This is a genomic window from Pseudomonas graminis, assembly GCF_001705435.1.
Taxonomy (GTDB): Bacteria; Pseudomonadota; Gammaproteobacteria; order Pseudomonadales; family Pseudomonadaceae; genus Aquipseudomonas; species Aquipseudomonas graminis_B.
The window spans coordinates 67,081-89,146 of the sequence record NZ_MDEN01000058.1; the positions used below are offsets into that span (position 1 = coordinate 67,081).

The 22,066-nt window shown below is 61.2% G+C and carries 25 protein-coding genes; 15 read left to right on the forward strand and 10 right to left on the reverse strand.

Annotated features, from left to right (window positions below; genetic code table 11):
- Window positions 1–24 precede the first annotated feature (24 nt).
- The 3 genes from BBI10_RS07535 to ureC all read left to right on the forward strand — a co-directional run bounded on the left by BBI10_RS07535 (window position 25) and on the right by ureC (window position 2,705).
- Window positions 25–561: a GNAT family N-acetyltransferase gene (locus BBI10_RS07535; RefSeq protein ID WP_065987754.1), complete on the forward strand. Its 537-nt coding sequence runs from the start codon at window positions 25–27 to the stop codon at window positions 559–561.
- Window positions 558–863, forward strand: a complete 306-nt coding sequence (locus BBI10_RS07540; protein WP_065987755.1) for an urease subunit beta — start codon at window positions 558–560, stop codon at window positions 861–863. Before BBI10_RS07535 ends, BBI10_RS07540 begins: the two co-directional genes overlap by 4 nt.
- Before the next feature lie 141 nt (window positions 864–1,004).
- Complete coding sequence (gene ureC, locus BBI10_RS07545; RefSeq protein WP_065987756.1) at window positions 1,005–2,705, forward strand: urease subunit alpha; 1,701 nt, start codon at window positions 1,005–1,007, stop codon at window positions 2,703–2,705.
- Between the two features lie 24 nt (window positions 2,706–2,729).
- On the opposite strand, the gene BBI10_RS07550 is transcribed toward ureC, so the two are convergent.
- Both BBI10_RS07550 and BBI10_RS07555 read right to left on the reverse strand, forming a co-directional pair.
- The gene (locus tag BBI10_RS07550; RefSeq protein ID WP_065987757.1) at window positions 2,730–3,086 is read right to left on the reverse strand and encodes a thioredoxin domain-containing protein; all 357 of its coding nucleotides are present in this window, start codon (window positions 3,084–3,086) and stop codon (window positions 2,730–2,732) included.
- A gap of 28 nt (window positions 3,087–3,114) precedes the next feature.
- Entirely contained in the window at window positions 3,115–3,369 is a 255-nt protein-coding gene (locus tag BBI10_RS07555) for a hypothetical protein (RefSeq protein ID WP_065987758.1), read from the reverse strand.
- Between the two features lie 224 nt (window positions 3,370–3,593).
- Between BBI10_RS07555 and BBI10_RS07560 the strand changes: the two genes are divergently transcribed.
- Window positions 3,594–4,727, forward strand: a complete 1,134-nt coding sequence (locus tag BBI10_RS07560) for a sensor histidine kinase (RefSeq protein WP_065987759.1) — start codon at window positions 3,594–3,596, stop codon at window positions 4,725–4,727.
- A 55-nt stretch (window positions 4,728–4,782) separates the two neighbouring features.
- On the opposite strand, the gene BBI10_RS07565 is transcribed toward BBI10_RS07560, so the two are convergent.
- Window positions 4,783–5,079, reverse strand: a complete 297-nt coding sequence (locus tag BBI10_RS07565; protein WP_065987760.1) for a chaperone modulator CbpM — start codon at window positions 5,077–5,079, stop codon at window positions 4,783–4,785.
- A 2-nt stretch (window positions 5,080–5,081) separates the two neighbouring features.
- Window positions 5,082–6,047: a curved DNA-binding protein gene (cbpA, locus tag BBI10_RS07570; protein ID WP_065987880.1), complete on the reverse strand. Its 966-nt coding sequence runs from the start codon at window positions 6,045–6,047 to the stop codon at window positions 5,082–5,084.
- Window positions 6,048–6,341: 294 nt separating this feature from the next.
- On the opposite strand from cbpA, the gene BBI10_RS07575 reads away from it, so the two are divergent.
- Complete coding sequence (locus BBI10_RS07575) at window positions 6,342–7,607, forward strand: Hsp70 family protein (protein ID WP_065987761.1); 1,266 nt, start codon at window positions 6,342–6,344, stop codon at window positions 7,605–7,607.
- A gap of 696 nt (window positions 7,608–8,303) precedes the next feature.
- Here the strand turns inward: BBI10_RS07575 and BBI10_RS07580 are convergent.
- A complete protein-coding gene (locus BBI10_RS07580; protein WP_065987762.1) occupies window positions 8,304–9,314 on the reverse strand; it encodes an AI-2E family transporter in 1,011 nt (336 codons plus the stop codon).
- A gap of 188 nt (window positions 9,315–9,502) precedes the next feature.
- The gene (locus BBI10_RS07585) at window positions 9,503–9,793 is read right to left on the reverse strand and encodes a PsiF family protein (RefSeq protein ID WP_065987763.1); all 291 of its coding nucleotides are present in this window, start codon (window positions 9,791–9,793) and stop codon (window positions 9,503–9,505) included.
- 151 nt (window positions 9,794–9,944) lie between these two features.
- Here BBI10_RS07585 and BBI10_RS07590 point away from each other — a divergent pair, with 151 nt between their 5' ends.
- Window positions 9,945–10,829 carry a DMT family transporter gene (locus BBI10_RS07590; protein WP_065987881.1) on the forward strand — a complete coding sequence of 295 codons (885 nt, stop codon included), beginning with the start codon at window positions 9,945–9,947 and terminating at the stop codon, window positions 10,827–10,829.
- Window positions 10,830–10,855: 26 nt separating this feature from the next.
- On the opposite strand, the gene BBI10_RS07595 is transcribed toward BBI10_RS07590, so the two are convergent.
- Window positions 10,856–11,092: a hypothetical protein gene (locus BBI10_RS07595; protein WP_065987764.1), complete on the reverse strand. Its 237-nt coding sequence runs from the start codon at window positions 11,090–11,092 to the stop codon at window positions 10,856–10,858.
- 58 nt (window positions 11,093–11,150) lie between these two features.
- Entirely contained in the window at window positions 11,151–12,041 is an 891-nt protein-coding gene (locus BBI10_RS07600; protein WP_065987765.1) for an esterase/lipase family protein, read from the reverse strand.
- 198 nt (window positions 12,042–12,239) lie between these two features.
- Here BBI10_RS07600 and osmE point away from each other — a divergent pair, with 198 nt between their 5' ends.
- On the forward strand, window positions 12,240–12,578 hold the full coding sequence (osmE, locus tag BBI10_RS07605; RefSeq protein ID WP_065987766.1) for an osmotically-inducible lipoprotein OsmE: 339 nt from the start codon (window positions 12,240–12,242) through the stop codon (window positions 12,576–12,578).
- 311 nt (window positions 12,579–12,889) lie between these two features.
- Complete coding sequence (locus BBI10_RS07610) at window positions 12,890–13,423, forward strand: ferritin-like domain-containing protein (RefSeq protein ID WP_065987767.1); 534 nt, start codon at window positions 12,890–12,892, stop codon at window positions 13,421–13,423.
- Between the two features lie 241 nt (window positions 13,424–13,664).
- Here BBI10_RS07610 and BBI10_RS07615 read toward each other — a convergent pair whose 3' ends face one another.
- Entirely contained in the window at window positions 13,665–15,734 is a 2,070-nt protein-coding gene (locus BBI10_RS07615; protein ID WP_065987768.1) for an AsmA family protein, read from the reverse strand.
- 151 nt (window positions 15,735–15,885) lie between these two features.
- Between BBI10_RS07615 and BBI10_RS27155 the strand changes: the two genes are divergently transcribed.
- The 7 genes from BBI10_RS27155 (at window position 15,886) to BBI10_RS07650 (ending at window position 21,075) form a co-directional block, all read left to right on the forward strand.
- Entirely contained in the window at window positions 15,886–16,272 is a 387-nt protein-coding gene (locus tag BBI10_RS27155) for a hypothetical protein (RefSeq protein ID WP_141695141.1), read from the forward strand.
- A 251-nt stretch (window positions 16,273–16,523) separates the two neighbouring features.
- Window positions 16,524–17,156, forward strand: coding sequence for a TetR family transcriptional regulator (locus BBI10_RS07625; RefSeq protein WP_065987770.1), 633 nt, complete (start codon window positions 16,524–16,526; stop codon window positions 17,154–17,156).
- 209 nt (window positions 17,157–17,365) lie between these two features.
- The gene (gene ureE / locus BBI10_RS07630; RefSeq protein ID WP_065987771.1) at window positions 17,366–17,866 is read left to right on the forward strand and encodes an urease accessory protein UreE; all 501 of its coding nucleotides are present in this window, start codon (window positions 17,366–17,368) and stop codon (window positions 17,864–17,866) included.
- On the forward strand, window positions 17,863–18,537 hold the full coding sequence (locus BBI10_RS07635; RefSeq protein ID WP_065987772.1) for an urease accessory protein UreF: 675 nt from the start codon (window positions 17,863–17,865) through the stop codon (window positions 18,535–18,537). Before ureE ends, BBI10_RS07635 begins: the two co-directional genes overlap by 4 nt.
- Before the next feature lie 58 nt (window positions 18,538–18,595).
- A complete protein-coding gene (ureG, locus tag BBI10_RS07640) occupies window positions 18,596–19,210 on the forward strand; it encodes an urease accessory protein UreG (RefSeq protein WP_065987773.1) in 615 nt (204 codons plus the stop codon).
- Between the two features lie 49 nt (window positions 19,211–19,259).
- Window positions 19,260–19,832, forward strand: coding sequence for a HupE/UreJ family protein (locus BBI10_RS07645; RefSeq protein WP_065987774.1), 573 nt, complete (start codon window positions 19,260–19,262; stop codon window positions 19,830–19,832).
- 106 nt (window positions 19,833–19,938) lie between these two features.
- Window positions 19,939–21,075 carry an AGE family epimerase/isomerase gene (locus BBI10_RS07650; RefSeq protein ID WP_065987775.1) on the forward strand — a complete coding sequence of 379 codons (1,137 nt, stop codon included), beginning with the start codon at window positions 19,939–19,941 and terminating at the stop codon, window positions 21,073–21,075.
- Window positions 21,076–21,275: 200 nt separating this feature from the next.
- On the opposite strand, the gene BBI10_RS07655 is transcribed toward BBI10_RS07650, so the two are convergent.
- The gene (locus BBI10_RS07655) at window positions 21,276–22,046 is read right to left on the reverse strand and encodes an SDR family oxidoreductase (RefSeq protein WP_065987776.1); all 771 of its coding nucleotides are present in this window, start codon (window positions 22,044–22,046) and stop codon (window positions 21,276–21,278) included.
- Window positions 22,047–22,066: the final 20 nt, after the last annotated feature.

Here is a 22,066-nt window from a genome sequence, read left to right on the forward strand (position 1 = left end):
GTTCATCCTGAAAGGATTTCGCCCATGAATGCCGCCCATTTACGCCGTGTCACGTCAGAAAGCTTCGCGCATTACCGCTCAGGCCTGGTGGCGCTGTTGCTGGACGCCGTCCGCCACGGGGCCTCGGTCGGCTTCATGGCCGATCTCGGCGCTGAAGAGGCGGCCACGTGGTGGGACGGGGTCAAGGCCGAGGTTGAGCAGGGCGACCTGCTGCTCTGGGTGGTGGCAGAGGAAGACCAGGTGCTGGCGACGGTGCAACTGGCGCTGTGCCAGAAGGCCAATGGCCTGAACCGCGCCGAGGTACAGAAATTGCTGGTGCTCAGTCAGGCACGCCGGCGCGGGCTGGCGACGCAGTTGATGACCGCCGTGGAACAGGCAGCGCAGCAGCACCAGCGCGGGCTTTTGTTTCTGGACACACTGGCCGGTTCCGATGCCGAAGATTTCTATCGCGCGTCGGGGTATGAGCTGTCTGGCCTGCTGCCGGACTACGCCTGCAACCCCGACGGCGAATACAAGGCCACGGCCATTTACTACAAGTTACTGTCGAGGAAGAGCGCATGATTCCTGGTGAATACCAGATCCAGCCCGGCGACATCGAGCTCAACGCCGGTCGCCGGACCATCACCCTTAGCGTCGCCAACAGCGGAGACCGGCCAATTCAGGTCGGCTCGCACTTTCATTTTTTCGAAACCAACGACGCCCTGACCTTCGACCGCGCCGCCAGCCGGGGCATGCGCCTGAACATCCCCGCCGGCACCGCCGTGCGCTTCGAGCCGGGACAGGCGCGGGAAGTGGAACTGGTGGACCTGGCCGGGTTGAGGCGGGTTTTCGGGTTTGCGGGAAGAGTTATGGGTGAACTGTAAAACGCGTTCACTTTCCAGCCAGGTCAAGCTGCAAGCGCCAAGCCACAAGCGCCAAGCACAGCAGTCCGCGGCGTACACAACATTCGCTTTTACTTGCCGCTTGCCGCTTGAGGCTTGCCGCTTTGATTCGAGGAACGAAGTATGAAGATCAGCCGACAAGCCTACGCCGACATGTTCGGCCCCACTGTCGGCGACCGTGTGCGTCTGGCCGACACCGAGCTGTGGATCGAGGTCGAGCAGGATTTCACCGTCTATGGCGAGGAAGTGAAGTTCGGCGGCGGCAAGGTCATTCGTGACGGCATGGGCCAGGGCCAGGGCGTGGCTGCCGAAGTCGTCGACACGCTGATCACCAACGCGCTGATCGTCGATCACTGGGGCATCGTCAAAGCCGATGTCGGCCTCAAGGGCGGGCGCATCGCAGCCATCGGCAAGGCCGGCAACCCGGACATTCAGCCCGGGGTGACCATCGCCATCGGCGCCGCCACCGAAGTTATCGCTGGCGAAGGCATGATCCTCACCGCCGGTGGCGTCGACACGCACATCCACTTCATCTGCCCGCAGCAGATCGAAGAAGCGCTGATGAGCGGCGTCACCACCATGATCGGCGGCGGCACCGGCCCGGCGACGGGCACCAACGCAACCACGGTCACGCCCGGCAAGTGGCACATGATGCGCATGTTGCAGGCTGCCGAAGCGTTCCCCATGAACATCGGCTTTACCGGCAAGGGCAACGTCAGCCTGCCCGAGCCGCTGATCGAACAGGTCAAGGCCGGCGCCATCGGTCTCAAGCTGCACGAAGACTGGGGCACCACGCCTGCGGCCATCGATAACTGCCTGAGCGTCGCCGATCAGTACGACGTGCAGGTGGCTATCCACACCGACACGCTAAACGAGTCCGGCTTCGTCGAAACCACTCTGGGGGCGTTCAAGAACCGCACCATTCACACCTACCACACCGAAGGCGCCGGCGGCGGTCATGCTCCGGACATCATCAAGGCCTGCGGCTTCCCTAACGTGCTGCCGAGCTCGACCAACCCGACCCGGCCGTTCACCCGCAACACCATCGACGAGCACCTGGACATGCTGATGGTCTGCCATCACCTGGACCCGAGCATCGCCGAAGACGTCGCGTTCGCCGAGAGCCGCATCCGCCGCGAAACCATTGCCGCCGAGGACATCCTTCACGATCTGGGCGCGTTCTCGATGCTCAGCTCCGACAGCCAGGCCATGGGCCGCGTGGGCGAAGTGATCATGCGCACCTGGCAGACCGCCGACAAAATGAAACGCCAGCGCGGCCCGCTGCCGGGGGACGGCGAAGGCAACGATAACTTCCGCGCCAAACGCTACATCGCCAAATACACCATCAATCCGGCCATCACCCACGGCATCAGCCATGAAGTGGGCTCCATTGAGGTGGGTAAATGGGCGGACCTGGTGCTCTGGCGCCCGGCCTTCTTCGGGGTGAAACCGACGCTGATCCTCAAGGGCGGCTCGATTGCCGCCAGCCTGATGGGCGACGCCAACGCCTCGATCCCGACCCCGCAGCCGGTTCACTACCGCCCGATGTTTGCCAGCTATGGCAGCTCGTTGCACGCCAGCAGCCTGACCTTCATCAGCCAGGCGGCCTTTGATGCCGGGGTGCCGGAGCAGCTGGGTCTGAAGAAACAGATCGGCGTGGTCAAGGGCTGCCGCAGCGTCACGAAGGCGGACCTCATCCACAACGACTACCTGCCAAACATCGACGTCGACCCGCAGACCTACCAGGTCAAGGCCGACGGCGTGCTGTTGTGGTGCGAGCCGGCGGACGTGCTGCCAATGGCGCAGCGGTATTTTCTGTTTTGAAGACCAAGGGGGGCTGGTGCCTCCCTACGCAATCTTTTCGTCGATTTTCGCCTTCAGCCACTCCTTGGTATTGCTACCGACGACCTCCTCAATCTGGAGAAAGAGGAAGGTCGGCGCGGACTGAATATCGAAACGCAGGGCGGTTTGCGGATTGCTCCGATAATCGACCTCAAAAAAACTTAGCCCCACCTTGTCGTTGTAGTCGGCTGCCAACTCCGCAAGCAGCTCGCTTGCCTTCTCGCTTGATCTCTTGAGCTGCTCGCCGGTTGCCTTCACTCCATTGGTGAATAGCACCACCGAAAGGGCTCCGCCCTTATCCACCGAAGGCGATAGCCACACGTCTTTGTCAAAATTGTCGTCCGTTAAGGTCATCACGTTCATGGTCAGCTCCCTGATTAGCTCGTGGACATCAAGTGTCCAGTTTCGACATGAACGTCTTGCCCGGCTCGACCATCCCCAACGCCTGCAATGTGTCGTTGAATGCCCCGACCAAGCCCATGTCCTGTTCAGACGCTTTCTTGTCGATGGACTGCCGGACCGCCAGATAAAACGTTAACTTTCCCAGCGATACGCCGTCGTTTGACGAGTGCTTTGCATCACCCAGCTTTTCTGCAAAGAGCTGTATCTGATCGTTGATGAATTGTTTGAAGGCCACGACATCCATGTTCCATCTCCAAGTAGCGCATATGATCGTGCCAGCTCCTTCCACTTCGCTTAAAGATGGCCGCGCTGGCGTCCAATACAGATTCCGCCTCTGGAAAAGTATCGTCTACTGTCATAAATGACAGTGCTGCCCAGCCCCCAATGTAAATCCGTGATGCTTCCTGCAACAACATGGCGGTACTATGCGCGCTCTCATTCAGCGCCCCGGCAGCAAGGTAGTTCCCCATGCGTCTTTCGGACTTCATCGTTCAGAATGTGGATCGCATCGTCGATGAGTGGGAACGGTTTGCGGCCACGCTGACGCCCGCCGCCGCCCAGATGAGTTCAGCCGAGCTGCGCGACCATGCCGAGGCGATCCTGCTCGCGGCGGCGCGTGACATGAACACCGCTCAGACCAAAGCCGAACGCATCGCCAAGGCGCAGGGCGAAGACATCGGCAAAACCCCGACACTCGATCAGGCCGCCTCCAGTCATGGTGAGTTGCGCCATATCGTCGGGTTTGACCTGGTGCAGATGACTTCAGAGTTCCGCCACCTTCGGGCCACGGTCGTGCGCTTCTGGGCAGAAAACCAGATAGATCCACAGGTCAGTCACATCACCGACATGATCCGCTTCAACGAAGCCATCGATGAAGCCCTGGCCGAGTCGACGGCGGCCTACGCCGATCGCGTGACACGTTCCCGTGACATCTTTCTTGCCATTCTCGGTCATGACCTGCGCGCGCCCTTGCAGGCCATCGGTATGTCGTCCGAAGTGCTGATGCGCAAGACCACGCTGGCAGACGCCGAGCTTGGGTACATCAAACGCATCAAAAGCAGCAGTTTGTTGATGGGGACAATGATCAGCGACTTGCTGGAGTTTGTTCGCAGCCGTCTCGGCGTCACGCTGCCGGTCGAGCGCAAACCCATGGAGATGACCCTGGCCTGCCGCGAGGCCATCGACGCGGCCACGGCAGGACAGCCCGATTGCAACGCCGTGTTCACCAGCACCGGTGACACCCGGGGCGAGTGGGATCGGGCACGCATCGCACAGTTGCTGCAAAACCTGATTGGCAATGCCTTGCAGCATGGCGCGGCGACGCGGCAGGTCACCGTGAAGCTCACCGGCAGCGAAAACCATGTGAGCCTCTCGGTGCATAACGGCGGCGAGCCTATCGCGGAGGAAGCCATCGGCAGCATCTTCGACCCGCTGGTCCGCTCGGCCAACGAAAAAACCGGCATCCACAACCCTTCCACCAGCCTGGGCCTGGGGTTGTTCATCGTGAAAGAGGTGGTGAATGCCCATAACGGCAGCATCACAGTTGTGTCCAACGTCGGAGACGGCACGACGTTTAACGTGGAATTGCCGAAGAAAGGTTAATAAGCGTTGAGCAGCGAGCACAACCCGTGTGGGGAGTGAGCTTCAGTCCAGCGCTTCAATCCACAAACCGCCCCAGCCGCTGCCTGAGCATGCGGTTTTCCGCCCTGACGTGTTCGAGCTCTTGCAGAAGGTCCAGCGCCAAAGCGACGCCGTCCCATTCCAGCTGCAATTCGCGATGCAATTTGACCGCACGCCTGCCGATCGACAACGCGGCACTGTCGAACAGCCACTCATCCGGCTGCCTTCCCTGGGGTTCGAGAATGCCGTGCTCGACAATCTCGATGACGAAGGCGGCCGGCAGGTCGACCACCTCACAGAACTCCTGCATGTCTATGACCAGGGTATTGCTCATGATCAGTTACTCCATTGAGCCCTCGGATCGAACGCGGCCTGCTGGGCCAGCTTCTCCCACAGCGCTTTGGTCGCCTCATCGGTGGATTTGGGCATGACGATTTTCAGTTGCGCGTACAGATCGCCGCGCTGGCCCTGCTTGTTCAACAGACCATTGCCTTTGACCCGCAGCCGCTGACCGTTCTGACTGTCCGGGCGGATGGTCAGGTTGATCTTGCCGGTCAACGTCGGCACCGCCACCTTGGTGCCGAGCGCTGCTTCCCACGGCGCGATCGGCACCGTGATAATCAAGTCATGCCCCTCGACGTCGAACATCGGGTGCGGCGCCAGGCGGATGATCAGGTACAGATCGCCCTTCTCCCCACCGGCAACGCCCGGCGCGCCCTGCCCCTTGAGGCGGATGCGCTCGCCATCGGTGACGCCCGCGGGGATCTTCACATTCAACGTCTTGGTGATGTCGGCCATGCGCTGACCATTGGCGCTGTGTTGCGGCACCTTGAAGCTGATCTGCTTGGACTCGGTGGAGAGGGTCTCCTCCAGAAACACCGCCAGTTCCATCTCCACGTCCTGCCCTCGACGCCCCGGGCTCTGCGCCCGACCGCCTTGCTGACCACCGCGATTACCGAAAATGGAACTGAAAAAGTCGGAGAAATCGCCGTTTTCGAAGCCGCCGCCACCAAAGCCCTGACCCGCGCCCGCGCCCGCGCCGCCGCGGCCCTGCCAGCCAGGCGGTGGCTGGAACCGGCCCTGACTGCCGTATTTGCGAATCTCGTCGTATTCGGCGCGCTTTTCAGGGTCGCTGAGCGCTTCATACGCTTCGGAGGCTTCTTTGAATTTGTCTTCCGCGCCAGGCTCTTTGCTGACGTCGGGGTGATACTTGCGCGCGAGCTTGCGATAGGCGGTCTTGATCGTCTTCTCGTCCGCCGTCGGCTCTACGCCAAGGATCTTGTAATAGTCTTTGAAGTCCATCTGACGGTCACCCAATTCTGGAATATCCAGCCCAGTCCGCAGCGTGTTCCACATGTGAACGCTGGCTGCGTTGAACGTTGCAATGTTATCGGCACGCCGTCCCGCGAATTGAAACGCTGTCCAGACCGGCCAAATGCATTAAGAGTTGCCTGCTAGATTGGGGCTCGGGGCCACAGTTCAAGCCAGGGGCCGGAAATAGATGCCGGACGGGCGATAAACCGACGTTTCGCGCTACGCATCCGGCGCGCACTCGCATACACTGCGCGGCCGTTTTTTGACTGGTATGCAAAGCAGATGAGCACTCCATCCCCGGCCCGTGCCCTTGGCATCGATTTTGGCACGTCCAACTCCACGGTCGGCTGGCTACGCCCTGGAGTGGAAACGCTGATCGCACTGGAGGACGGCAAGATCACGCTGCCCTCGGTGGTCTTTTTCAACATCGAAGAGCGCCGCCCGGTCTACGGTCGTCTTGCGCTTCACGAGTACCTCGAGGGCTACGAAGGCCGCCTGATGCGCTCGCTCAAGAGCCTGCTGGGTTCCAAGCTGATCAAGCACGATACCAGCGTGCTCGGGACAGCGATGCCGTTCAAGGACCTGCTCGGGCTATTCATCGGCGAACTTAAAAAACGTGCTGAAGCCGCTGCCGGTCATTCCTTTGAGCACGTCGTGCTGGGCCGTCCCGTGCATTTCGTCGATGACGACGCTGCCGCCGACCAGGAGGCAGAAGACACGCTGGCCGATGTGGCGCGCAAGATCGGCTTCAGGGAGGTTTCCTTCCAGTTCGAGCCCATCGCAGCGGCCTTCGACTACGAGTCAACGCTGGACCGTGAAGAGCTGGTGCTGATCGTCGACATCGGCGGCGGTACGTCGGACTTCTCGCTGGTGCGCCTGTCGCCGGAGCGTCGCCTGATTGATGACCGTCACACCGACATCCTCGCCACGGGCGGCGTGCACATCGGCGGTACCGACTTCGACAAGCAGCTGAGCCTTCAGGGCGTGATGCCGCTGTTTGGCTATGGCAGCCGGATGAAAAGCGGCGCCTACATGCCGACCAGCACGCACATGAACTTGGCGACCTGGCACACGATCAACTCGGTGTATTCGCAAAAGTCGCAACTGGCGCTGGGCAGCATGCGCTATGACATCGAAGACACCCAAGGCATTGATCGGCTGTTCAGACTGATCGATCAACGCGCCGGTCACTGGCTGGCGATGGAAGTGGAAGAAACCAAGATCCAGCTGACCCACTCGGAAAATCGCCTGGTGCCGATGGACCGCGTCGAGCCCGGCCTGAGCGTGGACCTCACGCGGCAGTTGTTCGAATCGTCAATTGACGCCTTGCTCGAACGCGTGCGCGGCAGTGTGACGAACCTGTTGAATGACGCCGGCGTGGGTGTGACCGATGTCGACACCGTGTTCTTCACCGGCGGCTCCAGCGGCATCCCGGCCCTGCGCAACAGCGTCGCCGCCATGCTGCCCAAGGCCCGGCACGTCGAGGGCAACATCTTCGGCAGCATCGGCAGCGGGCTGGCGATCGAAGCCAAGAAGCGTTACGGCTGATCCCCCGCGGGGCGCTTGTAGGACTGGCTTTAGCCGGGAAGGCGTCGGGTGTCATGCCGCGAAATTGAGGGTGTCCGCGCAGGCCTCTTCCCGGCTGAAGCCGGTCCTACTACATCGCGGGCGCATCGTAGGACTGGCTTTAGCCGGGAAGGCGTCAGGCGCCACGCCGCGAAGTTGAGGCTGTCCGCGCAGGCCTCTTCCCGGCTGAAGCCGGTTCTACTGAACATCGCGGTCCCACTGACTGACCGTGTGTACTTTGTGGGACCGGCTTTAGCCGGGAAGGCGTCGGGTGTTACACCGCAAAAGTGAGGTTGTCCGCGCAGGCCTCTTCCCGGCTGAAGCCGGTCCTACTACATCGCGGGCGCATCGTAGGACTGGCTTTAGCCGGGAAGGCGTCAGGCGCCACGCCGCGAAGTTGAGGCTGTCCGCGCAGGCCTCTTCCCGGCTGAAGCCGGTTCTACTGAACATCGCGGTCCCACTGACTGACCGTGTGTACTTTGTGGGACCGGCTTTAGCCGGGAAGGCGTCGGGTGTCATGCCGCAAAATTAAGGTTGTCTGCGCAGGCCTCTTCCCGGCTGAAGCCGGTCCTACACATCGCAGTCCCACTGACTGACAGCATGCGCTTTGTGGGACCGGCTTTAGCCGGGAAGGCGTCGGGTGTCATGCCGCGAAAGTGAGGTTGTCTGCGCAGTGCGCTACACCAGCTCTGCCCGGCGCAGTTCGCTCTTCAGGTACGCGTAATAAATCGGCCCTGCCACTACCCCCGGCAGGCCGAAGGCGGCTTCGAAGATCAGCATCGCCAGCAGCAACTCCCACGACTTGGCGCTGATCTGCCCGCCGACGATCCGTGCGTTGAGGAAATACTCGACTTTGTGGATCACAATCAGATAACCCAACGCCGCCACCGCCACCCAGATCGACAACGACATGCCGACGATAAAGATCAGCGTATTGGACATCAGATTGCCGACCACCGGAAGCAGGCCCAGCAGGAAGGTCAGCACGATCAGGGTTTTGGTCAGCGGCAAGTGCACGCCACACAGCGGCAGGATCACTGCCAGGAATATAGAAGTGAACGCCGTGTTCAGCAGCGAGATCTTGATCTGCGCGAAAACAATATTGCGAAAGGCCTGAGTCAGCAGGTGCAAACGCTCGAACAGTGCCGCCGCCAATGGCTTGCGCTTGGTGACATCGGGGATGCGCTGCAGGGCGATGATCGCGCCCAGCACCATGCCAATCAGTAACGTCACGAACATGTGCGCCGCACCCTTGCCGAGCAGCTGAAGCTCGCCCAGGTGCTTGGTCAGCCACGCGCTGAGGGACACCTGAAACTCGGTGGCACTGGCCGGCAGGTAGTTGTCGATGAAGGGCGGCAGCTGACCGCGGGCGCGGTCCACCAGAATCATGAATTTATCCAGCGACGCGCCGGGGTTTTCCGCCTCGTGCAGCAGGAAACTGATTGCGCCGGCAAACAGCAACGCCAGCACCGTCACCACCAGAGTCCCCAGCAACGCCACCGCCAGCCACCGCGCACGCTCGCCGGCAATCAGCCGTTGCAGCTGAGGGGTGAGCATGTCGACCAGTTCGTACACCAGCAAACCCGCCAGCAGACTGGGCAGAAGGTTGAGCGGCAAGACCAGCAGCAACCCGCCGAACACGAGAATGCAACTGGCCAGATAGACTTGACGGGGCGTAAACGTTGGCATACAGCCTCAAAACGAGCGGCGTGAAGGATGGGCAGTCTGCCAGCGTTCTGAGTGGAGAACCAGCGACGCGAAAGCCCTTCAGGGCTCAAGCGTTGGGAGGCTGCGATTGCAGGCCAGATCATCGGCCGCAATCGCAGAAAGTACAGGGGCCGGCGCCGCCTTTCGACGCCCGCCATTGGCTCGGAAAATTATTTCTTTTTAAGACAATCGCTCATGAACGCCTTGCGCGCATCGCCCTTGAGCGCCTGGGTGCTCGCGGTGGCATTGCAGGTTTTCATCTTTTCCTGCTGAGTGGCGGCAGGCGCAGGCGCGGCCTTCAGGCAGGAGCTCATGAACGCCTTGCGCTCGTCGCCTTTGAGGGATTTGGCCGAGGCATCGGCGTTGCAGGTGGTCATCTTGTTTTGCTGGGCAGTAGCAGCAAAACCCTGGGCGCTCAACAGCAGGCCCATCACCAGCAGAGGAATACGCAGCATCGTCATCGCTTTTCTCCGGAAGCACCACGCACCTGCATGGCTTTCGGAGCAGTGTAGCCAAAGAATGTTGCTGCATATTTCTGCAAATGCGCAGCGTGCGCTGGACGTGCGCACTGACAGGCCGATAATGGCGCCTCATTCAGCCGCCGGGCCGGTCATGCAATACCTTTATCCACTGCTCACCGTCATGATCTGGGCGGGCAACAACGTCATCACCAAAGCCGCCGCGGGCCGTATTTTCCCGGCCGAGATCGGCTTCTATCGCTGGATGCTGGCGGGTTTGCTGTTCACGCCGTTTCTGCTGGGTCCCGTGCTGCGCAATCGGGCGCAGATCAAACCCATCATCGGCAAGGTGGTGGTGCTGGGCGTGCTGGGCATGGCGATTTATCAGAGCCTGGCGTACTACGCAGCGAACATCACGACGGCCACCAACATGGGCATCATTCTGTCTTTGGTGCCGGTGATGACCCTAGGCATGTCGATCGCCAGCCTCGGCACCCGGTTGACCGCAGGCGCGCTGGTTGGCGCTATCGTGTCGTTTGCGGGCGTGTTGTGGGTGGTGTCCCAAGGGAGCTGGAGCTTGCTGATTGCCCATGGCATCAACATCGGCGACGTGATGATGCTGGTCGCAACGCTGGCCTATGCAACCTACAGCACGCTGCTGAAGAAATGGCAGTTGCGCATGCCGCCGTTGCAGCTGCTTTATTTGCAGATTCTGGTGGCGATCATCGCGCTGTTTCCGCTGTTCGCGATTTCACCGAAAACCGGCCTGAATGCGAGCAACATTCCGTTGGTGCTCTACGCGTGCATCCCGACCTCAATGCTCGCGCCGTTGCTGTGGATGAAAGCGATTTCCATCCTCGGGCCAAGCCGTACCACGTTGTTTTTCAACCTGGTGCCGATCCTGACGGCGCTGGTCGCTGCGCTCGCACTGGGCGAGCAGCTGGCGTCGTATCACTTCATCGGCGGTGCCCTGACGCTGGGCGGGGTGATCCTGGCAGAACGCTGGACCACACCGCTGCGCAAGGCCGCAATCCATTAACGCTGCCCGTCGGATGAAACCGGCTATCAGGCTTTGTCGTGCTCCTGCGCAGCGTGAATCGACACGTCGGTAATGCCCAGCACATGGGGCAGACCGATGGTGCCCTCACCGGTATCGAAGGGGTCATCTTCAACGGCCACGTTGTGCTTGAGCGCCAGCTCGTGCACGACCTCGATGATCGGCACGTCGAGGTTTTCAATCAGATCGACATGGTGCTCACCGGCCAGCGTGTACTCGATTTCATAAAGCTCTTTATCGCTCATCGCATCTCTTCCTACGCGACCTCACGGGTCGACTGATCACGAACTACGGCCAAATAAGTCAAAGACCGGCGGCTTTGAGACGCGCGGCATGTTCAAGGAACAACCCCACGGGATCGGCTCCGTTGCCCACCAGCCCGAAGTGCTGGTTGACGATGTCGAAATGGTCGAGCGGGTAGTCATCACCGATGACTTTACCCAAGTGAGAACTGCATCTCCCGACCATGCCATCAGATTGACCCCGCTCTTTCGTGAACGTGCGAGCAAATATTCGGCAAGTGAGATTTGACTTATCAAAGAGGTTCTTGCCGCGGTCGGTACGCCCCGGTTGCAGGGTCCCGGACCACGAGTAATAGCGCACGCCGCCGACCTCCTCCTCGCCCTGCCCGCCCCAGTGTTCGGGCAATCCCTGGGGGAACCGCCGGTTGAAGTGCGCCACGCCGCGTGCGGTCAGCGAATGGTGCGCAGCGTCGACATCCACGGGCAGGCGCGTACCGCGATAACCGGTGTCGAGCAGGCTGGTGATGAGCGTGGTGAGGCGGATGGCAGCGTTGACCACACGCCCTTTCAGGGTATGGGGCGGGTAATGCGCTTCAAAGTAGTCGGCCAGTTCGGAGCCATGGTTGGGTCCCGCGACGGAGGTGACCGAGGCGACCAGGTCCGGGCGTACGCCAGCAACATACCGAATGGTCAGCGCCCCCTGACTGTGACCGATCAGGTTGACCTTCGCCGCGCCGGTTTCCTTGAGAACTTCCTGGACTCGGGCCAGCAATTGCTCGCCGCGAATCTCGGTGGAATTGACCGCCGACACCATGACCGGAACCACCTGTGCGCCGCCCCGACGCAGCGCTGGCACGATGCCGAACCAATACGGATAGACCACCAGTTTCACGAAGCCCATCAATCCCGGTACCAAGACGATGGGATAACGGGTGGCCTGCTCTTGCGACATTAAGGAGCGTTCCTCAGTGAGCGTTTTTGTTCAGCGCTGCGGGGTCAAGTCAGCCACGTCAAAGTAGCCGGGAAACATTCATAAAACATGACAGTACGGGTAATGCCCCATCGCCATCAATTTGATCGAACTCTTTTGCATCTCGAATGCTCCTAACAGCAACGGGCCAACAATGGCCTTTTTCGCGGAGCGATTCGAATGTTCAAGCAATCCCTGGCAGTAGTGATTTCCATGGCCGCATTGGCCGGTTGCGCATCGACCACCCTGCCGAACCCGGTTGATTACGCGACCTATCGCAATGAGCCGCTGGTCAAGCAAGTCGAAGAAGGCATGACCAAAGAACAGGTCCTGACCATCGGCGGCACGCCATCGACCTCCATTCAGCGTCGCGCCCACCCAGGTACTTGCAACAACTACGTGCTGAACCGCGAAGGCCATCAGCAGGCGTACTACGTCACCTTCGACAACAATGGCCGCGTCAACAGCAAGGGTTTCATGACCTGCGAACAGCGTGACGCCAACGAACGCGCCATGTGATCTGACGCCGTCCGTATGAATGGGTGAGTCCGCTCGCGATCACGAGCGCCGAGGCATCGCAAAGATGCCCGGCGCTGCCGCTGTCGCGAGTGATTCCCTGGAAACACGCGCACACCATCTTGACTCCGCATCGCCCTGTTCCCGCCACAACCCGACCATCTGACACTGCGTCAAAAAGTCCCCGAACAAAAATCAAACTTTTGCCAGCGCCCACCACTCACACCTTAAGACCCGATCTCGCCGGGCGCCTGCTTGACGTATGGCGCAACAGAGCGCGACGGAAAAAACCGTAAAAGCCCTGGAGAAATCTGATGATCAATCTGCACCCAATGACCGACGTCGCCACCCTGCGAGAGCGCGCACGCAAAAACGTCGAAGACGGCGCCGTCACTGAAGGCTACAACGGTGATCGTGATGAGGTCCTGCGTCTGCTGAACTCGTCGCTGGCCACTGAGCTGGTCTGCACCCTGCGTTACAAGCGCCACTACTTCATGGCCAAGGGCATCAAGTCCCACGCCGCCGCTGATGAGTTTCTGGAACACGCCAATCAAGAGCTCGAACACGCTGACAAGCTGGCCGAGCGCATCGTGCAGCTGGGCGGCGAGCCGGAATTCAACCCGGACCTGCTGAGCAAGAACTCCCACGCCCAGTACGTGGCCGGCAACACACTGAAAGAGATGATCACCGAAGACCTGGTGGCCGAGCGTATCGCGATCGACAGCTACCGCGAAATCATTCAGTACATCGGCGACCAAGACCCGACTACCCGCCGCATCTTTGAAGAGATCCTGGCGCAGGAAGAAGAGCACGCCGACGACATGGCCGACCTGCTCGACGGCCTCTGATACGCGACACGCAATGCAAAAAGCCAGGGCACATGCCCTGGCTTTTTTGTGGGTAACTTTCAGGCGGGATGTTTAGCGGATACCGGGCTCTTCGCGAGCAAGCTCGCTCCCACAAGGGCCAGATCAACCTGACGCTGAATCAGGCGCCGAACGCGGTTCTGTGGGACCGGGTACCACGCAAGCCTGCGCCGAAGCCGGGCATATTGTGTGAGTGAAGACGGCACAGAATCCTGCGCCGAACTTATTTCACAGTCTTAGGCGCCTTGCCTGAACGCATCTGCTCCAGCAACCCGGTGCACTGGTTAGGCGCGTCGCCGCTGCTCGGTGCCACCAGTGCCAGCAATCCCGCCGCCGGTCCGACTGCAGCGCCCAACAGCACCATGCCCGCGCCGCGCAGCAACAGCGGACCTGACTCAACACCCGCGTTGGGTTTGCTGAACGGCCCACGCACATACAGCGGCGAACGCAGGGAGAAGACCCGGAAGCCTTTCGACTCGGGCGTCACCTTCATGTCCAGTTGCTCGGTCTTCAGGTTCGCCGTGCCATCGACGTAAATAATCGCGTTCTCGGTATCGAACACAAACACCTTGGTGCTCGCCAAGCCGTCCTTGAAGCCGACATCGGTGGCCGCACAGTTGATCTTCACGTCCTTGTCGCCGAACAGCTTGCCCACCACGTAGTTGCCAACGTTCAGGCCCGCAATCTCCATCAGGCCACGGCTGACGGCGCCGTCGTTGATCAGCATCTTCAGCTCGCCGTTGGACGTGCCCAGCAACGCTGCCACCGAATTCCCACGGCCACTGAGGTCGGCATCACCGTTGAGCTCACCAAAGCTGGTTTTCATCGGTTCGAAGGTGGGGAACAGCTGCTTGAGCTTGAAGCCGCGAGCCGACAGTTTCGCGCGGCCCTCCAGCGGCTGGGTGTGCCCGTTGAGCTTGATGTCGGCGTCGAGCTTGCCGCCTGCCACACCAAACCGCAGCGGTTCCAGACTCAGCACACCATCGTTGAGCACCACGTGGGTATACAGGTCCGTGAACGGCAGGTCGGCGCTCTGCACGATGCGCTTGCCGGTGAACTCGACGTCGGCGTCCATGGCAGCCCAGCGGTCGGTCTTGAACTCCTCGACCGGCAGCACCTTGCCTGTCGGCTGCTTGCTCTCGCCGCCCCGGGTTTTCTGCTCGGCATTGGAATCGGCGCCAATCAGCGGCTTGAGGTCCGCCATCAGCAGTTGGTTGGACACCAGCGCGCCGGTCAGCTTGGGGCGAGTTTCGCTGGCGGCGAAGCCGAGATCACCGTGGATGTCGCTGTCGCCGATCTTGCCGTTGAAGCCCTTGTACTGGAACGACGCACCCGCCGGGTCGTGCAGTTTCGCGATCAGGCGGCCGTCTGTGGAGTACGGAGGGGAATCCGGCAGCGTCACGCCGGTCAGCGGATAGAGATTGCTGAGGCTGTCGCCGGAGAGTTTTAGGCGCAGGTCCAGTTCACCCAGATTCTGCGGATCGGTAACCGTGCCTGCAATCGCAACACGCAAGGCACCCGCGCTGACGTCGGCCTGCACCGGGAATGGCAACGCCGCGTCTTTCAGCGCCAGCAGTCCACCTACCTTGCCGCTGCCGTTGAGTTTCTGGCCGTGGTACTGGCCTTTGGCAGTAAAGCCGAAGGCATAGTCCTGAGCCGAAGCGCCCTTGTCCTGAACCTTCTTCGCCTCGCTGCTGCCGACGATGTCGCTGTAGGGGATCGGCTTGCCCAGCATGTCGATGACGACATCGACGGCCGTGTTGATCTTCTGGTCGTTGTAGCTCACGAAGCCTTTGTCGAAGCCGATCGAGCCGATGTCGACCACCCAGCTCGACGGTTTGGCGTTCGGGTCGCTCTTGGGCAGATCAAAGACCCAGTTGGCGCGGCCATCGGCCAGACGCTCGATCTTCGCGTTGGGCTCGGTCAGGTTGATACGCGGGATGACCACGCGCTGGGCCAGCAACGGCAAGGGAGACAAACGCAGGTCGACGCGCTTGAGCGTGACCATCTGCGGCGTCTTTGACCATTCCGGGTTGCCCAGTGCGATGTCTTCCGCCGACAGGTGCGGCCACGGCACCCAGGCGCGCCAGCCGCCTTCATCGGGCTCGCGGTGCCAGCTCACGGCCAGATTGCCGTTGATGGCAAAGGGACGATGGAGTTCTGCAGACACCTTCTCGTTGATGGTCGGCTTGAGTCGGTTCCAGTCGAACGTGGCGATCACAATGATCAGAATCACCAGCAACAGCAGCAGGATTGCGGCTGTCCAGGCGAAGATTTTACGGCCTCGCGTCATTGCGTTGTCTCCCCAAAAACCGATGCGCCATCCAGGGCGCGTCTCGTACGTCGTAACGCTTCGACTGAGAAAAGCCGCGTCGGTTTGATCAAATCTGTATTCAAGGCCAGAAAAGTTCCGCACCCCACCGATACCGTACGTCCAGACGGGCTTGGCGATCCCTCTGAAACTCGCTGAAAGGCCCGCCAGGCAACGAGTCCAGAGGCGCATCATTTCTGTCGATGGTCACCATCAGCTCGCTGAACTTCTTTATCAGGCGGGCAGCGGTAAAATCGCCAGCACGTTCACATCACCCTTTACACCCGAGCATCCTTCCATGAAACGCCAGTTGATTGCCCTGACCCTTTCCCTGCTTGCCTCGAGCGCGTTCGCGATGCCTGCCAGCGAACAAGCGATCCTCGGCGAAGCAAAGGCGACACAGCATTCCGGTTTGCCGACCCTTGCGCAGGACGGCCCCGACCGATTGATCAATCAATATCAGCGCGTCGCCGAAAACGGCCCTGATCGGCTGATTCAGCAGTATCAGCGCGTTTCCTGATTTTTACCCGCTCCGTCAAAAGCTTCCCGGCTGAAGCCAGTCCTACAGAAACAACGCGGCGCTTGTTAGTGGGACCGGCTTAAGCCGGGAAGAGGCCGGTCAGATCAACCAAAAATCGGCACGACAAAAAACATGTGAACAGCCCGGCCCTGATCGCCGGGCTTTTTATTGCCCGACGTCAAACCGGGTTCGACGCCACGCAAACGCATTTGCTAGAGTTGCGGCCCATGCCTCTATCAGATACACGCCCCATGCTGCCCCGCGCCGAACAGAAACAGCAGACTCGCCATGCCCTGCTCGATGCAGCCCGGGGCCTGATGGAGAGCGGACGCGGTTTCGGCAGTCTGAGCCTGCGCGAAGTGGCGAAAACCGCCGGCATCGTGCCCACCGGTTTCTATCGGCACTTCGATGACATGGACCACCTCGGCCTGGCGCTGGTCAGCGAAGTCGGTCAGACCTTCCGCGAAACCATCCGCCGCGTGCGCCACAACGACAACATCGACAGCGGCATCATCGACGCCTCCATCCGCATCTTTCTGGACGTCGTGGCCGCCAACCGCTCGCAGTTTCTGTTCCTGGCGCGCGAACAATACGGCGGCTCGCTGAAGGTCCGACAGGCGCTCGGTGCGCTGCGCGAAGGCATCATCGCCGACCTCGCGACCGACTTGGCGTCGATGCCCAAATTCCATCACCTGAACACCGACGACCTCTCGGTCATGGCCGACCTGGTGGTGAAAAGCGTGTTTGCCATGCTTCCGGAGCTGATCGACCCGCCGCCCCCGGCATTGGCCGAACATTTGACCCCCCGCGCGAAAATCACTCAGCAACTGCGCTTTATCTTCATCGGCGCCAAGCGTTGGCAGGGATTGGGCAGCACCGAGTGAGCCGCGACGCTTCACTCCTCTGCAACACGGCCTCATGACCCTCCCTTCGCACCACGGAGGTGCGCCTTCGCAACTGACGCACCGATAAGTCGCACTGAGGTGATCAGTACAGCCCTTACTGCACCGTATTCTGGCAATTTCTGCCCTGTCCATCTGTTGGCAAGCCACTTGCTCTAGCCCTTGCATCGCACATTGCTGGAAGCTTTCTGATGCTGGTGATTCATCAACGGGTCGAACCTCAGGCTGAATGGGCCGCAGAGCTGCATTTGATATTCGAGGCGCGGAGCAAAAGCCGGCTGCGCTGTTTCAGTGGCGAGGGCGAAGACGTCGGGCTGTTCCTTGAGCGGGGCCAGCCGCCGCTGCGTGATGGCGACTTTCTCAAGGCTGAAGACGGGCGGATCGTGCGTGTTTGCGCGCGCCCCGAGCAACTGATGCACGTGACGTGCAGCAACACGTTCGAGCTGACCCGGGCGGCGTATCACTTGGGCAACCGCCATGTGGCACTGCAAGTAGGCGACGGCTGGCTGCGTCTGCTCGACGACTACGTGCTCAAGGCCATGCTCGATCAACTGGGCGCCACGACCGAATCCATCGAAGCCCCCTTCCAGCCCGAGCACGGCGCCTATGGCGGCGGCCATCACCATTCGCGCGCCGGTGAGGAAGATTTCAATTACGCGCCGCGCATTCATCAATTCGGCGTACGCACGTGAACGCAGCCTGGGCGCTGCTGCGTCTGGCCAGCCCCCAACTGCCGATCGGCGGCTACAGCTATTCCCAGGGCCTGGAAATGGCGGTCGAGCAATCGACCGTCCACGACTCGGCCAGCGCCGCCCGCTGGATTGGCGACCAGTTGCTGCTCAACCTTGCACGATTCGAGGCGCCGCTTTTACTGGCGCACTGCACGGCGGCTGCCGAAGACGACTGGGCGGCCTTGTTGCAATTGAGCGAAGAGCATCGCGCCAGCCGCGAAACCCGCGAACTGCATCTGGAAAGCCGGCAGATGGGCTACTCGCTGCAGCAATTGCTCAACGGTCTGCCGGAAATGGATCAGCCCGCGCGGGACTTTCTACAGCGTATGGGTGAGCCACATCTGGCGCTGGGTTGGGCACTGGCCGCGCGCGCCTGGCAGATCAGCCCTCAGGACGCGCTCGCTGCCTGGCTCTGGAGCTGGCTCGAAAACCAGTTGGCGGTGCTGATGAAAACCCTGCCACTGGGGCAGCAAGCTGCACAGCGCCTGACCAGTGAGTTGCTGCCGCTGCTGCAGAAGGCCCGGCACGACGCGAACGTACTGAATCCTGAACACATCGGCAGCGCGCCATTCGGTCTGGCGCTGGCGAGCATGAACCATGAGCGGCAGTACAGCCGCCTGTTCCGATCATGAGGTGGCTGCCATCGCCGCAGTACCTCGAACCGTACACCATGCTTAACGGAGAGAACGAATGAACAGCCAACCTTTGCGCGTCGGCATCGGCGGTCCGGTCGGGTCCGGCAAGACCGCGCTGACGCTCGCGCTGTGCCTGGCCCTGCGCGATCGTTACAACCTCGCGGTGGTCACCAACGATATCTACACCCGTGAAGACGCTGATTTTCTGGTGCGCAATGAAGCACTGGCGCCCGAGCGCATCATCGGCGTCGAAACCGGTGGCTGCCCGCACACGGCGATCCGCGAAGACGCTTCGATCAATCTGGAAGCGGTCGACCAGCTCAATCGGCGCTTCGAGGGGCTGGACCTGATCATCGTCGAATCCGGCGGCGACAACCTGTCGGCGACGTTCAGCCCGGAGCTGTCGGACCTCACCATTTATGTGATCGACGTGTCGGCCGGCGACAAGCTGCCGCGCAAGGGCGGCCCGGGCATCTGTAAATCCGATCTGCTGGTGATCAACAAGATCGACCTCGCGCCGCTGGTGGGTGCATCGCTGGACATGATGGACCGCGACACGAAGAAGATGCGCGGCGACAAGCCGTTCGTGTTCAGCAACCAGAAAACCGGTCACGGCCTGGAGCAGATCATCGCGTTCATCGAGCGCCAGGGTCTGCTGACTGCGGCCTGATTTCGTCCACCCAAATGGCTAACACCCAAGTGAAGCAAGGAATTCATTCATGAACGGCAAAAAAGTATTCGGCGCGTTGGCGCTGCTCCTCGTTCCGGCGCTGGCCTTCGCCCACCCCGGCCATGATGAAAGCGGTCTTGTGGCCGGCATCAGCCATCCACTGGGCGGCATCGATCACCTGCTGGCGATGATCGCTGTCGGGCTTTGGGCTGCACAGCAAAAAGGCGCCGCGCGCTGGGCGCTGCCGTGCACGTTTGTCGGCACCATGCTGATGGGCGGCTTGCTCGGGTTTGAAGGCCTGGCATTGCCGGCACTGGAGAGCGGCATTGCGGCATCGGTGTTTGCATTGGGCCTGGCGGTCGCGCTGGCCGTACGCCCGCCACTGTTCATGGCTGTAGCAGCGACGGCGCTGTTTGCGCTGTTCCACGGCGTCGCCCACGGTCTGGAGCTCCCTGAAATGTCGAGCCCGTGGGGCTATGCCCTCGGATTCGTCGGCGCGACGGCTGCGCTGCATGCAGCGGGTTATGCCGTGGTGCGGTTTCTGCCAACCGCGGCGGCACCAGTGGTGCGGATCGCAGGTGCGCTGTCGGCCGCAGCCGGCATCTGGTTGTTCGCGGGCTAAACCATGCCCTATAGGGTTCGGCGGGGATCAATCGATCCCCGCTGCCCCGCTCGCCTCACCTCCTGCTACCATGTCGCGCAATTTGCCACTGCCGTGACGCCATCCAATGCCTGACGCTTCCCTCCCCACCGCCAAGTCTGAACTGTCCGCCCTGTTCACTGAGCTGCAGCAGCACTTCATGCGCGTGGTCGTGCCGTTGTGGCAGGGCCCGGGGTGGAATGCCGAGATGGCGTTGCCGTTCGAGGCGCTCGACGCCCAGCATCGGCCTTTGCCGCCACAGCGCTACCGGGCCATGGCCTGTGCGCGTCAGCTGTTTCTGTTTTCAAGCCTGATCGATCACCCCGACGTGCCCGACGCCGCCACCCGCGCGGCCGCGCTGTTTCGTTCGTTGCAGCAGCACTTTCACGACGCCGAGGACGGCGGCTGGTTTTACAGCATTGATCCACAGGGCGCACCGCTGGATCGCCGCAAGGATCTCTACACTCACGCCTTCATCGTCTTCGCCTGCGCGCACTACTGGGGCAAGGTCCGTGAGCCGTTTGTGGAGTCGGTGCTTAATGCCGCGCTGAACGTGGTCGCCGAACGCTTCGCCGATGGCGATGGCTTGTACGAATCCGTGCTGGCCGAGGATTGGTCTTCGCTCAACGCCGGCGCGCTGCAAAACCCGCTGATGCATCTGGCCGAAGCATTTCTCGGCACCTTGGCCGTGCGTGATGACGCTGACACGCTGGCGGCGCTGGATGCCCTGGTAGAAGCCATGCAGCGACGCTTCGTGGACGTCGATCACGGCGTCATGCTGGAGAAACCGCTGGACGCTGTGGATAACTGGTCCGAGCCGGGTCATCAGTTTGAATGGTTTTATCTGCTGGCATCGTCCGCGCGTCTGCGGAGCACGCCGCTGTATCGCTCGCTGGAGACTGCATTCGCCCACGCCGAAGCACAGGGTGTCGACCAGACGACTGGCGCGGTCGCGGCGATGCTGGAAGTGGACGGTTCGGTGAAAGACGGCACGCAGCGCATCTGGGCTCAGGCTGAATACCTGCGCGCGCTGACGTTACGGCCTGAGAGCGAACATCTGCTGGCGCGCCAATTGACTGCGCTGCAAACGCAGTTTCTGCACCCCACCGGCTGGAACGAGTGCCTCGACAGCCAGGGGCAGATCAGCCGCAGCGACATGCCGTCGACAACGCCGTATCACCTGGCGACCTGCTACATCGGGCTGGCCGAGTTTTTTATCGGCTGAGCTGATTCCCTGATGGTCATCCCATCAGAGATTGGCGGCGCCCCCTGTGGGAGCGAGCTTGCTCGCGAATGGGCAGGTACATCCGCTAAATATTCAGCGGTTGGAATGCCGTCTTCGTGAGCAAGCTCACTCCCACATGGACGGCGCTGCCCTCTGGAACGCGCCGCGTGTCGGGCGACGCTAATCTCCTAAAACCCTACTTATTTCTCCCCGCGACTGCGATCAATTGCAAACCCGGCCCAGGTCTGGCTCACGGGCATCAGTTCCAGGCTGTTGACGTTGACGTGGGCCGGCGTGTTCATGATCCAGAAGATGGTGTCGGCGATGTCCTGGGGCTGGATCGGCTCGGCGCCTGCGTAGGTGGCGTCGTACTTGGCCTGATCGCCGCCGAAACGCACCAGCGAGAACTCGCTCTCACACAGGCCAGGCTCAAGGTTGGTCACCCGTACGCCGGTGCCGACCAGGTCGTTGCGCAGGTTCAGCGAGAACTGTCCGACGAACGCTTTGGTGCCGCCATATACGTTACCGCCCGGGTACGGATAATTCCCCGCAACCGAGCCAAGGTTGACGATGCTGGCGCCGCGGCCGTAGGCGATCAGACGCGAAAGCAGCGTGCGCGTCGTGTAAACCAGCCCTTTGATGTTGGTGTCGATCATGGTGTCCCAGTCATCCAGATCGCACTTGGGTGCAGGATCAATCCCCAGCGCCAGGCCTGCGTTGTTGATCAGGCCGCGGATCTTCGCGAATTCAGCCGGCAGGCTTTCCACGGCGCGCTCCACGCCTGCGCGATCGCGCACGTCCAGCGTCAGCGTGTGCACCTTGGTCTGTTTCGACAATTCGGCGCTCAGCGCCTGTAAGCGGTCTTCACGGCGACCGGTCAGCACCAGCGACCACCCCGCCTCGGCAAAACGACGGGCGCAGGCTTCGCCAAACCCGGAAGTGGCCCCGGTAATGAATACGGTAGAGGTCATTTCTTTCTCCTGACTAAAGA